The organism is Mycobacterium lepromatosis, from assembly GCF_000975265.2.
GTDB classification, from domain to species: Bacteria; Actinomycetota; Actinomycetes; order Mycobacteriales; family Mycobacteriaceae; genus Mycobacterium; species Mycobacterium lepromatosis.
This window is the reverse complement of sequence record NZ_CP083405.1, coordinates 1,398,161-1,410,346: the sequence shown is the minus strand read 5'-3', so window position 1 is coordinate 1,410,346 and position 12,186 is coordinate 1,398,161. Positions and strand designations below refer to the sequence as shown.

General features: G+C 58.0%; 8 protein-coding genes and 5 pseudogenes. 6 read left to right on the top strand and 7 right to left on the bottom strand.

From position 1 onward, the window contains the following. Positions 1–13 precede the first annotated feature (13 nt). Entirely contained in the window at positions 14–313 is a 300-nt protein-coding gene (locus tag MLPF_RS06735; RefSeq protein ID WP_045842871.1) for a PE family protein, read from the bottom strand. A 456-nt stretch (positions 314–769) separates the two neighbouring features. Between MLPF_RS06735 and MLPF_RS06730 the strand changes: the two genes are divergently transcribed. Continuing rightward, positions 770–2,035, top strand: coding sequence for an Rv1453 family transcriptional regulator (locus MLPF_RS06730; protein WP_045842870.1), 1,266 nt, complete (start codon positions 770–772; stop codon positions 2,033–2,035). 22 nt (positions 2,036–2,057) lie between these two features. Here the strand turns inward: MLPF_RS06730 and MLPF_RS06725 are convergent, their stop codons facing one another. Further along, positions 2,058–3,488 carry an acyl-CoA synthetase gene (locus MLPF_RS06725; protein WP_045842869.1) on the bottom strand — a complete coding sequence of 477 codons (1,431 nt, stop codon included), beginning with the start codon at positions 3,486–3,488 and terminating at the stop codon, positions 2,058–2,060. Positions 3,489–3,544: 56 nt separating this feature from the next. Next, a pseudogene (locus MLPF_RS16225) lies at positions 3,545–4,308 on the bottom strand (alpha/beta fold hydrolase). A 56-nt stretch (positions 4,309–4,364) separates the two neighbouring features. Here MLPF_RS16225 and MLPF_RS06710 point away from each other — a divergent pair. The 4 genes and pseudogenes from MLPF_RS06710 to MLPF_RS06690 form a co-directional block, all read left to right on the top strand. Next, a pseudogene (locus tag MLPF_RS06710) lies at positions 4,365–4,801 on the top strand (IS607 family transposase); the annotation flags it as partial. A gap of 56 nt (positions 4,802–4,857) precedes the next feature. Then, positions 4,858–5,575, top strand: a pseudogene (locus MLPF_RS17300) (IS607 family element RNA-guided endonuclease TnpB); the annotation flags it as partial. Positions 5,576–5,608: 33 nt separating this feature from the next. Then, positions 5,609–5,950, top strand: coding sequence for a hypothetical protein (locus MLPF_RS06695; protein ID WP_156147041.1), 342 nt, complete (start codon positions 5,609–5,611; stop codon positions 5,948–5,950). Positions 5,951–6,844: 894 nt separating this feature from the next. After that, positions 6,845–6,982, top strand: a complete 138-nt coding sequence (locus tag MLPF_RS06690; protein WP_175266300.1) for a hypothetical protein — start codon at positions 6,845–6,847, stop codon at positions 6,980–6,982. 332 nt (positions 6,983–7,314) lie between these two features. Here MLPF_RS06690 and MLPF_RS06685 read toward each other — a convergent pair whose 3' ends face one another. From MLPF_RS06685 to MLPF_RS16220, 3 genes and pseudogenes are all read right to left on the bottom strand, one after another. Continuing rightward, on the bottom strand, positions 7,315–7,530 hold the full coding sequence (locus tag MLPF_RS06685; protein WP_237817271.1) for a hypothetical protein: 216 nt from the start codon (positions 7,528–7,530) through the stop codon (positions 7,315–7,317). 355 nt (positions 7,531–7,885) lie between these two features. Continuing rightward, positions 7,886–8,128, bottom strand: coding sequence for a TetR-like C-terminal domain-containing protein (locus tag MLPF_RS06680; RefSeq protein ID WP_052696436.1), 243 nt, complete (start codon positions 8,126–8,128; stop codon positions 7,886–7,888). Between the two features lie 466 nt (positions 8,129–8,594). After that, a pseudogene (locus MLPF_RS16220) lies at positions 8,595–10,770 on the bottom strand (MMPL family transporter); the annotation flags it as partial. 335 nt (positions 10,771–11,105) lie between these two features. Between MLPF_RS16220 and MLPF_RS15705 the strand changes: the two are divergent. Further along, positions 11,106–11,237, top strand: coding sequence for a hypothetical protein (locus MLPF_RS15705; protein ID WP_156147031.1), 132 nt, complete (start codon positions 11,106–11,108; stop codon positions 11,235–11,237). Between the two features lie 157 nt (positions 11,238–11,394). Here the strand turns inward: MLPF_RS15705 and MLPF_RS17295 are convergent. Further along, positions 11,395–12,145 (bottom strand): annotated as a pseudogene (locus MLPF_RS17295) (SDR family NAD(P)-dependent oxidoreductase). Positions 12,146–12,186: the final 41 nt, after the last annotated feature.

Here is a 12,186-nt window from a genome sequence, read left to right as displayed (position 1 = left end):
CTAGCGACGTCCGCTACAAACTTTCGCGATTGACGGCCTCGGTGCTCGCATACGCCGACGAGCTCGTCAACAGGCTCTGGACTAACTCCTGATGACCGGCCGCACCCTGAGAGGCGTGCGCCTGGTACTGTTGCCCGTGGCTACTGAAAAACGCTGCTAGCATTAATGACACCTCATCGGCAGCCGGGGGGGCAATTTCAGTGGTCGTCGTGGCCGCCGCGGCATTACTTGCCGTTGTGGCAGCACCGAGGCTCTGCAGGGTGCTAGCTGCTGCGCTCAGGGCCTGTGGCTCTGCACTCACGAAGAAAGGCATGCGGTTCCTCCTCGAAACTCAAACAATTCGACTACTGCACGAGGAAAGATCAAGCGACCTGCTCACCTGCGCTCTCCCTCTCGACTGCTTGGTGGTGCGAACTGGCCTCAATGATCACCGTTATGCAACGTCGGCAACAGGTTAAAACCACCCGAACAAGAAGGCTCTAGGGTGCAAAGTGCACCCATCGTCCCGGCCGGTGGTGAAATCTTCCCAATTATTCCCACACGAAGGTGCAAAATGCACACTAAACCAGCAATCGGTCGGGCTTAAACTCAACACAATTCTGGTGTCCCAGACCACTTGCTCTGGCTATCCACCATCGACGCTCTTGAGGGCACAAAGATATTTACGCCGACAACAACAGTTACGCTGCGATGGTTCAGGGGCGAAATATTCCCATTTGGCTCGCTCCAAAAGGTGTCAATCTGCACACATCGGCCCTACAGTGAGCCCATGGCCAGGCAACGCCCGTCGCCACGAGTGCGTGAGTTGATCCGTGAAGGGGCACGGATCGCACTCAACCCTAGCCAGGAGTGGATTGACCAACTTGATCGCGCTACCTTCGCAGCCAACCCCGCCATCGCCAATGACCCGGTCCTAGCCAAGGTCGTTCGGCGCGCCAGCCGTGCCCATCTGGTGCACTGGGCTACCGCCAATTTACGTGACCCTGGCGCCCCGGTACCGGCTCATCTCGGCCCTGAGCCCCTGACCATGGCGCGGGATCTGGTACGGCGCGGACGTGACGTTCTTGCGCTCGACATTTATAGGGTCGGGGAGTACACAGCCTGGCGACGGTGGATGGAGATCGCGTTCGCGCTCACCTCCGACCCTCAAGAACTACGCGAAATGCTCAACGTGTCCGCGCAATCGATCAACGAGTACGTAGCGGCCACGCTAGAGGCCATCGCCACACACATGCAACTGGAACGCGACGAACTGAACCGCAGCACCCACGCCGAACGACTGGAAGTTGTCGATCTGATTCTCGAGGGTGCACCAGTCACCCAGGAGCGTGCCGAAACGCGCTTGGGCTATCGTCTCGACCTAACACATACCGCCGCCGTGATTTGGAGCGACGACCTTGATGGCGACCATGGCTACCTCGACCAGGCCGCTGAAGCATTTAGCCACATCGTCAGGTCAACGCAGCAACTGATCATGGTAGCAAGCGCCGCCGCCCGATGGGTATGGTTGGCCGACGCGGTCGCACTGGATGTCCCTGAGGTGCAAAAGGCGCTGCTCAACCTGTCTAAGGCGCGTGTCGCCATCGGGACTAGCGCAGCTGGAATCGAAGGCTTCCGGCGCAGCCACCTGGAAGCTCTCACCGCACAACGCACCTTGGCCCGGCTGAAATCTCACCAGCAGGTCGCGTTCTTTGCTGATGTGCGACTGGTCTCGTTGATCACCCAAAATCCAGAAGCTGCAAAAGAATTCATCACTAGCACGCTCGGAGATTTCGAATCAGCCAGTCCGGCATTGCAGCAAACGTTATTAACATTCATCAATGAACAGTGCAACGCCTCTCGTGCCGCGAAACGTTTGTTTACTCACCGTAACACCTTGCTGCGCAGGATTGAGTCCGCTGAAAAACTCCTACCGCGGCCTCTCGACCACACTAGCGTCCACATTGCCGTCGCTCTTGAAGCTCTGCAGTGGCGCGGCGAGCAAACCAACACATCCAACCCCCGTGCCGGTCGCAACGATGGCGTGCCAGCATAACCGCTCCTTGCCATAGGGCCGGTCAACCCTCGGAGAGCAACTGCTTCTTGAGGACCTTGCCCATCGCGTTGCGCGGCAGCGCATCCACGAAGCGGACTTCACGTGGCCGCTTATGTATCGAAAGCTGTTGAGCAACATAGTTAATCAGCTCATCGGCACCCAGTACCGCCGAGCCTACAACGAATGCAACGATCCGTTGGCCCAAGTCCTCATCAGGCAGCCCGACAACTGCCGCTTCCTGCACATCCGGATGTCCGAGCAGCGCCGTCTCGATTTCTCCTGCGCCTATCCGATATCCGCCCAATTTGATTAGGTCAACCGACTCGCGGCCCACAATGCGATGCATCCCACCACTGTCCACGACCGCAATATCACCTGTACGATACCATCCGTCCTCGTCGAACGCCGCGGCTGTCGCTTCCGGTCGATTCAGGTAGCCGTCAAACATCGTCGGACTACGAACTTGAAGTCTACCAACGGTTTCCCCATCATAAGGCACTGGACCGCCGGCCTCATCGACCAGCCTGGTCTGCACGCCTGCCAGCGGCAAACCCACCCAGCCCGCACGGCGCTCGCCATACTCCAACGTCGACAGGGTGATCAGTGATTCCGTGCTGCCATACCGTTCGATGGGCCGATGACCTGTGAGGTGCGCTAACCGATCAAACACCGGCACCGGCAATGAGTCACTCCCAGACACTAGTAGCCGCGCGGGTCTTAACGCCCGGGCAACTGCCTCGTCTGCCACCAGTCGCGACCATACCGTGGGAACCCCGAAATACAGCGATCCCCCGGCTTCCGAGCAAGCCTGAGCATAGGCGGTCGGGGTGGGTTTGCCTGTGTGCACAAAGCGATTTCCAATCCGAAGCGATCCAAGCAAACCGAGTACAAGGCCGTGCACGTGAAACAGCGGCAATCCATGTACCAAAACGTCATCGGCCGTCCACTGCCAGGCCTGGGCAAGCGCGTCCAAATCAACGGCGATCGCTCGCCGGCTCAGCAGTACCCCCTTAGGCAGCCCAGTAGTGCCCGAGGTGTAGATAACCATAGCGGCAGCATCAGGTGACGGCTCAGGGTAGCGGTTCCAAGAGCGAGCATCTAGTCGAACCGGGATACGCGGCAACCCGTCCGGCCCCGAGTCCGCACTGGGCCCTGCACCTAGCCAGGCCTGCGCCCCAGAATCGGCAAGTATATGCCGGCGTTCGACCACACCGATATCCGCGGGCACCGGGACCACCGGCACACCGGCAATCAAGCAACCGGTGATCGCTAACACAGTCGATGCCGTCGGCGTGGCCAGCACCGCAACCAAGCGTGCTCCTCCGACACGCTCAGCCACCGACGTTGCGGCACCAACCAAGCCGCTGCGGCTCAGCACAACGCCGTCAATACATACCGCGTCAGCGATGTCGGTGGCGGTAGCGACGGACGGATTCAGCGATGCCAACAACACGTGAGCAGGTTACCCGGGGGGTGGTGCAAGCGAGTTGCGAGACCGAGTCACGCTCGCTAGTCGCGATCCCAAATCGCCATCAAGGTGGACAGGATTTCCTCGCCGCGGCCAAACCAAGCAAACTGACTTTCGCCCGGCGGGTGAAACTTACTTGGCATCAGACAGCCAAGAAACGACATGCTCCCCATGGGAAAAACGGAATGACGTGGTCGTGGTCACCGTTCCACCAGCGGACTAGGACTTTCACCTCATCCAACCCGAAGCCCCAATGGCAGACGAACGCGATGGCGTCAACGAATGGCACGGCTAGCCGCTTGTGGCTCCCGGTCTCAACAAGTCGTCGAAAACATCACATTGAACTCAGGGCGAGCCAAGATAAGCCAGTCTGCTTGCGGCGAGAGCAGACCATACGAGTCGAGGGCGGGCGACGTTACCGGCCGAGCCGCCTGGACCAGCCAACTAACGCACACCCGCAGCGGACTATCTCCCATTGTCAGCAGCGGCGCGACTAGCAAAACGAAATCCATCACACCGCCGCTGATTGCTTCCGGGCCGGTCGTCGGAGAACGCAGCTATCGCTGGGTATTGATGAGCGTGTCGACGCGTCAATCCCAAACCGGTTAAATTCGATCAGACGTATATCATGGTCTTCCATGTAAAACCCATGCCTAGGTTGGCATCTGCGGACAAGCACCCGGATCTTCGTGCAGCCAGAAGACCGACCCCCTGCGGAGCACCGAACTCAGCAAAGCCCATCTAACGTATGATCGCCGACGGCGATGTTTCCCGCAAGGAGGGAGCGAGTTATAGCAAGGACCATGCCGATAGCTTTGCATGTGACAAGCCGATTATAAAGTCGCACTACGGCTGTGTGGTCGCACGGCGGTGTATGCCCGGAGGTCTTCAGCGGATCAGAAAGCTGATCTGGATCGACAAGTCGGCCAGGTGACCACATAGACCACGACCCCGCAGATCCCAGTCGATAAGGTCATTACCGAGGTTGGATTCGCGCTGAACGGTGACCGTCGACAGTTTCTTGCGCTGCCGCGTGATCCGACTGTGGGCCGGATCGTGTAGACATCGGGACCGGTTCTGCTGGTTCGGATCGTACTACGTCCAGGCAACGCTGGCCGCACAGTATCACGAGCTTATTGTGGTGGGTTCATCCAAGGTTGGCGACGATCGGGTGCAGGACACGACCGAGATACTCAATCAGTATGTGTGCTCGGTTGTACGACAACCGTGTTATCCAGAACCACGCTAAGCGTGCCATCGCTGCGGCAGCTGGCGCCGAAGAACGCAAGGTAACATGATGGCAGAGTTCGATATTCCTGAGCACTGGACCGTGCAAGTGTGTTGATCCCCCCCCCTGCCGCCGACCGACTATCAAGCGCGGATGTTGGCATGACATTTCAGTGATCGGAGTAAGGCATAAACCTGGACCGTCACGACCCTAAAAGCCGACATCGAGGCGTGGCACGCCACCGGCGGTAGAGACCGCGACACTGACGCTTTGGATACTGCGTAAGCGTGGCAACACCGTCAAGAACGAGGTGTGCGTCACTGTCGACACCGACACGGTGTAATAGAACAAGTGCTCCGAAGAGCACCTACATCGACGTCATGGTCGACGCGTACTGAAAGTAGCAGAACTTCCGATCCGGCAAACGTGACGGCAAAAGATGGGGCTTCCCCTGGTTGAAGAAGATAGGGACGCAACCATAGGCCGCGTGTCGTTCACGAACTAAGCGATGCGCGTCGAGCTTAGGCACACGCCACCTCGCACTTCCGGTCATCAGGACCATCCGTATGCACTAGAAACACGCGCCGGATTAAACGGCTCACCGCGAAAGGCCGGGCTCAGATGCTGGCGATCACGGTACGTCGTAACGGCATCAGGGTGGAAGCGAGTGCGCGGGTCCTCGTGCAGCGCCTGCAGCAACCCAAGGTAGCGCACCCCGGTTCACGGGTTGACATTGACGTCGGGACGGCACCTAGCCGCGGTAACCAACGAGGAGGGCACAGTGCTCGAACAAGTGCCGAACTCAACGCCACTCAATGAGCTGCGGCACGCCAGCCGCGGCCGGATCGATGCCAGCTACCTGCTCGATCACTAACTCGTGTTCGGCGTCAGGAATCTCCCTCCCCCGGACCCGACACCACCGCAAGCTTCTGGCTTGTTCCTGCGTTGTGCTGCCACTTGGCTTGCCTTCCAATTGAATCCCTCCCACTACATCGGGGTAGATCGTCCGAAAGCCTCATTCAAGAGAAACGAAATTCTGATCGTTGTGCTGCAACGGCTGCGTTTGTTGTTTCGGCCGGGCGGACAGCTGCTCTATCTAGAGCCGGTGGCCGCTGCCGATGCCTGGGGTTGGTTGCAACAGTTTGCCGATGTGGCGTTCGGGCTGAGGTTGCTGGGTAACTGTCATGCCCAGTGTGACACAGAGCAGCTCGGTTGTTAACGCCGGATTCGAGGTGGACACTTAGCGGCGGAAGTAGACGTTGCCGGTCTGGGCGCCACTGTCGGTGTTGAAGTTTAGTGCCGAGTCGGGCGCATAGGCCCTAGCGACGCTGTCGTGGGTGTACTGCCGGTTGTGTCGAGATCAACGTTAGTGTGTTTTGGTGGGTGAGTTGTGATTGTGATCGGTGTAGTGCCGGTCTTGGTGAGTTGATCGGGCGGTGCATTTTGGGAAGTAGGTGGTGTCGGGTGTGTCGCAGCGTTGTGAGTTGATGTGATCGATTGCTAACTGTTTGGGTTGGGTGCCGTTGACTATGATGCGTGAGGTCACCAACGAGGGGCGGCTCGTGCGGTTACGGATCGCTTTGCTGGGTGTTGCACCGATTCGACGCCAACTGTGCTGGTGCACAAGCTGAATCGGGTTATTTAGCGCGCCGTGCCTAGCTATGCAGTGAGCAGCGGGCCCAGCGACTGAAAAGGCCGGCCAGCTGGCCGCGGTGGGCAGTTGCGTACGGTGGTGGAAGCGTTGCTGGCCAAAAAGTCAAAAAGTACAGTCCCGAACACATTGCTGGGGTGTTGGCCAACGACCTCTCCTGACCGGCCCGAAGATGCAGGTACCTCACGAAACGCTGTACAAGGCGTTCTTCGTGCAAGGACGCGGGAAACGACATCAGGTGTTGGCCGGCATGTGTGCACACTGGGTGGGCGTTAGGCACACTACGGGCACAGCGCACCAAAACCGGGCATCGCCATATTCTGGGTATGGTCACCATCGGTGAGCGTGCCGCCGAAGCTGCACGACCGTGCGGTGCTCTAAAACATTGGGCGGGCGATTTAATCATCGGCAAAAACCAGGCCCCCCCACATCAACGCCCTGGCCGAACACAGTATCGGGTTCGTGCAGCTGCGCCACCTGTCTAAGGGCCGCAGCACTGATGTGGTCGCTGCGGCCATGATCACCACACTCAACGCTTTACCGCAGAACCTCGGTAAAACCCCCGGCTTGGGATCAGGGCCTCAAGACGGCTGCTCATAGCCGCATCACCTGTCAAGCACAACCGATCTACTTTTTGCGACCTCACTCACCACCACAACGCGGCAGCAACGAGAACACCAGCGATCTTTTACACCACCTACTTCCCAAAATGCACCGCCCGATCAACTCACCAAGACCGGCACTACACCGATCACAATCACAACTCACCCACCAAAACACACTAACGTTGATCTCGACACAACCGGCAGTACACCCACGACAGCGTCGCTAGGGCCTATGCGCCCGACTCGGCACTAAACTTCAACACCGACAGTGGCGCCCAGACCGGCAACGTCTACTTCCGCCGCTAAGTGTCCACCTCGAATCCGGCGTTAACAACCGAGCTGCTCTGTGTCACACTGGGCATGACAGTTACCCAGCAACCTCAGCCCGAACGCCACATCGGCAAACTGTTGCAACCAACCCCAGGCATCGGCAGCGGCCACCGGCTCTAGATAGAGCAGCTGTCCGCCCGGCCGAAACAACAAACGCAGCCGTTGCAGCACAACGATCAGGGTCGCGGAACCGCGCAGCAAACGAGCAAGCAAACGGCTGCTCGCCGCTGCATTCCTCCTCCACCTCGCCGATCACGACAACCCCGAACAGGCACACCAACGATCGCCGAACGTGTGCGGGTAACCAAGTACAGCTCGAGCTCGAGGGCAACGACCCGTTCAACGGCTCCCTGGTAATTACTCTTAAATAAACTATACCCGCACCGACTTCTAGCACCCGGCCCAACAAGCCAGTCAGGCTCCCCCGGCGAAGAACCCGTACCGCGGGCTGCGTAGGCCGCAGCGATGGGCTAGACGTGGGCGAAGAATGGGTTGTCGACTTTTGCTGACGGAGCCGCTGCAGCTGACGGCATGCCCGAGACTCTTCCAGCAGTCGATGCGCCATCACTTAATCCACTGGCTGCTGAAAGCTAACGTCGGCGCCAAACAACGCCGCCAGCATACGGCAGCAAAGGACTACACCCAACACCCGGTCGGCGAACGCATCGACATCACCGAACGGTAGGTGCGGCTTGACGATCAACAGATCTGCCACTCCGTGGGCAGCGCTCCACAGTTCCAAGGCAATGATGGTCGGATCGTCGATCCGGTAGACATCCTCATCCATTAGCTGCTGCACCGAGGCACACATAATGCTTGAACGCTGAGCTGTCCAGAGCGGTATCGACGTTACTTACCTGATCGTCACCGACCCATGGTGACAAGACAGTATATAATTCTAGGGTCCAGATCGCGAACCGTACATAACCCAGTCCCTGGGCGCGCAACACGTCCACAGTGGATGGCTATCCGATCGTCACCTGCCCCATTTCCTGGTCAACTCTGGCCAAGTAGCGTGCACATACCACGTCCATGAGCGCGTCTTTGTCTTCGAAGTGCCAGTAGATCGATGGCAGTGTGACATCGACGCACTACGCAACCGATCAGATCGAAACCAACCTGACGTGTCCAGGTTCCAGCAGTAGTTCCGGTTGCCACATACCATAGGATTGCGTGACAGAGCCGATCACCTAGCACAGGGAAGCATGGGCGCGGCGCAGGCCCTCCATCGACACGCTAACGAATGTGTGTCACCGACTCTCGGACTCGGATGCTCGTTATGCTGCACCGCCGGCGCGACGGATGGGCTCGGAAATTCTGCCTGTCCCCTCACCGATGCCGAACCGATCATGCAATCACGCTAAGGTCCTGGACGCCCACCAATTCCACCGGCCTATCACATGCATAAACGCTGAAACCAGGACTATCCCGCACCAGGGGATACACAATCACGAACAGGCTGAAACCGAACATCCGCATAAAAACACGTGGGCAGCGAACGACATCGACATCACCAACTCAGCCGCGGTGATCACCCGACCGGTACAGGCCACGCCTAGTGCCACACTCTCATCGTTAGCGGCCGGGGCCTGGGCTGTGCTAGGTCTCGCCGATCGAGCAGCCCAAGAAATCAACCGGTACTCTCGAAGCCGAGCTATTAAGAACACTGAAATAATCTGTGGACAATCCAAACGCGATGCAGAACAACAACACCGGCATGTTGGTCACCAGCGTCCCTCTCGGGGTTGCTCCCAACGCGCCGAGATGACCGTCCTGGAAGATCCACACCGGCGCGCCAAACGCTGTAGTCAGTAACAGAACATTGCACATCAGCGACTTCACCGACAGCACCACGCTTCCGGTGAAGGCCGAACAGCAACTCAAACGTAATGGCCACTAGCAGCCCCAACACCCAAGGAAGTCGGTTAGTCACCGCGTCAACGCTGTCGCGACCGACCGACGTGACACCGGCCATCTCAACGCACCTGTCGGCTGGCCCGGCCACCTCGTGCAGCCGCTTGAGCTAAGTATCGAAAGTTTGCGCAAGCAGCGGTGCCGAGCTGTCTACGGTCACGTCGGCCAAACCGGTAGGTCCCACCCGGTTTCCAGCCACGAACGATCCTACCCGAGGCGTTTACCACCGACAAGTTCGGAACCCTAGACAAGGCGGCGGCATAGGTGTCAAGATCCGCCGAGGTTCAGGCCTCGGACATCGGGCACGACTACGAACACCGCCTCACAGTATTGTTGCTCGAAACCGGTGCACAATCGGTCACCGACTTGATGCAAAAACACCAAACAGGGCAACACCTGGTAGTCCGGGAAATCTCTCCCCCCTGCACCAGTTAACGTAAAACCAAGCAGTGCCTGCAGCACACTAACAGCCAAACCGATCGGCGCTCAGCGGCGCATCACAAGTTTGCTTGATCGATACCAGAACATCTGCTCGACCGGTTTATGCACCGACTCGAGACGACCCTGATACCACAGCAGTACCCGACATACCAGCCAACGCACGTCCAATGCGTCTCCAATGCGTCCAGCCTTGGGCCCAGCAGCACAATCGCGGCCGATGGACAAGGTGGCTACGAAGGCCCCACCAGAGTAAGCGAACGACTTTAGGAAGTACATCGGTAAAGCCACCGTTGCCGACATCGACAACGCCAGGGTAACGACGGGGAACAGCACGGTGCGACCAGAAGTTATTATGATCCGGTCGGTGTCTAATCGTAGTAACTGCCCTAGGCCAAGACGTTGCGACAGCGGCTGACGATCCGCAGCGTGTAGAGGCGATGGCCAATGTCGAGCCCATCGCTGTGCTCAGGTTGAGCGTGAAGACCGACACTTCGATTGTCTATGTAACGAGCCGCAACACCGACATTGAGCCGACGACGGCTAGTCCACCGAATACCCCAGACCAGCACCAGCAAGCTCAGCGGAATCGGCAATCATCTCATGATCAGCAGGTCTTCCTGGTTATGCTTGTATACCGGCACATACTGCACCGCCGGGCCACCGGCACGTACCGTGACGGCGTCACGGTACGTGGACGAGTTCGTCGAGATGAGTGCGAGCGTTGTCATGTGCGTGGTTTTCGCCGCTTTTTAGGTTGAACACAATCAACCCGACTCGCCGTCGATGTCGACCCAGATTGTTTGCTGCTTCGAGAAGCTCAGAGCGAGGCCTAGTCCGCGTCAAGATGACGTTATTACGTCAATGACGACCGTTGCAAGTGGGCGACAAAGCCGGTACCCATTGTACTAGCTTGTTCGCTGACGGCACCTGCGGGTGCAGTTACCACGGTGAGCATATGCTGACCGTTCTGCCCAAACTTGTCGGTCAACACCTGGATTGCGCACGCCAACTCCGAGTTCAGATCTTGGAAACCGCCAGGAGACAGGCTCTTACTGTACTGACGGGGATGCCGAAGACCACCGCGGCAATGAAGACCATTCACACTACCAGGATTCATCGCGGTGCTGCAATAGCCAGTCTAGCGGCCCTCTAGTACCATAGCCTTCTCTTTCCACCACCGATGCCGGTCACGCTAGACCCGACACCTAACTGCGATAATTACTCAACGGTAAGTACAGGCGTCCTAGCAACACCACCTGTCCTAGGCACGGATACTGGGATAATTCACCACGCCGCTGATCTCGGCACAGGCGCTGCTGGCGGACAGACGAAACGCCCAACACCCGCATCAACCTACCCGCCGGTAAGAATTGCCACCATTTTCCGAATCTTGACTCAAAGATTCCTTAATGGCGACTCATAGGCTAAAGGCCATGTGGATTGACGACTCCAGTGCGGACGGCATTAAGGCTGACTTTGAGGCCCTCTACCACGGCGACATGCTGGTGGAAGGCGAAACCTCAGAACAGTTCGAAGACTGGCACCCGCTGCCTACGGCAAGCTGACCGCGGCTTATGAGCGTGCTTGCAGGGCTACTCATGGCCGAATACGCCATCACCCGATGGTTTCGTCGGTAAGTCCTTTTGGTTCCTGTATCCGAAGTCAGCCCCTTCACAGTGCTAGGGTCTGACTTCATACGACTGGTCTGAAACGCGGGATGGCTCAGCTTGGTGCTATGCGGATGACGGCACCCAGACGGATAACCTGTCCGTTGAGCATTGGGTTTTCGTCGATGTGCACGGCCATTCCCTATACTCGTCCGGGTTTCCTAGCTCCACCAAATGCAGCACCTGTTTACTCAACGACACCTTAATCTCTCCAACAAGAAAAGCCAGCAACGGCGTGTTAAACAGGTCGGTTACTATCGTGACCATCCGGATACGGTAGCTAGCCAGGTCCTGTGCGATTAGTTAGATTCCTGGCCATCAAACCCCATTTGTACGCAGAGTAGGTAACTTGGCCAATCTGACCGCCAAACGCAGCTACCGAGGCGTTATTATTAATAATAACGCCATGTTCCTCCCCGTCTGGGCCGATGGGTCCGATCTTGACAATCCGCTCGGCGCCTAGTCGAAGCACATTGAAGATGCCTATCAGGTTGATGTCGATGACCCTTGCGAAAGGCATTTCATCGGAACACGCTGTCGCAGTTCAGCACCCGGATAGCGTTACCGGCGCCAACGCAATTGACACGATGCGCAGCGGGTCCAAAGTTTCCGCCGTGTCCAGCACGCTGGACACGGCGGAAACTTTGGTGACATCTACCAGCACGAAATGCGCGCTACCACAAAGTTCACGAACTACCTCGTCACCTTTGATATCCCGCACGAGGACCTGCACCCCGGAATCCAACAACCGCTTGGTATTGGCAAGGGGGCCAGGTCTATGCACCGCCGGCGACTGCTACGACCACGTCCCTAGCTCCATGCGAACCCTCCCTAAATCATCCTAACT

Coding starts and splice junctions, on each gene's coding strand:
- MLPF_RS15705 (WP_156147031.1), top strand. CDS start 11,106: ATGTGGATTGACGACTCCAGTGCGGACGGCATTAAGGCTGACTTTGAG.
- MLPF_RS06730 (WP_045842870.1), top strand. CDS start 770: ATGGCCAGGCAACGCCCGTCGCCACGAGTGCGTGAGTTGATCCGTGAA.
- MLPF_RS06680 (WP_052696436.1), bottom strand. CDS start 8,128: ATGTGTGCCTCGGTGCAGCAGCTAATGGATGAGGATGTCTACCGGATC.
- MLPF_RS06735 (WP_045842871.1), bottom strand. CDS start 313: ATGCCTTTCTTCGTGAGTGCAGAGCCACAGGCCCTGAGCGCAGCAGCT.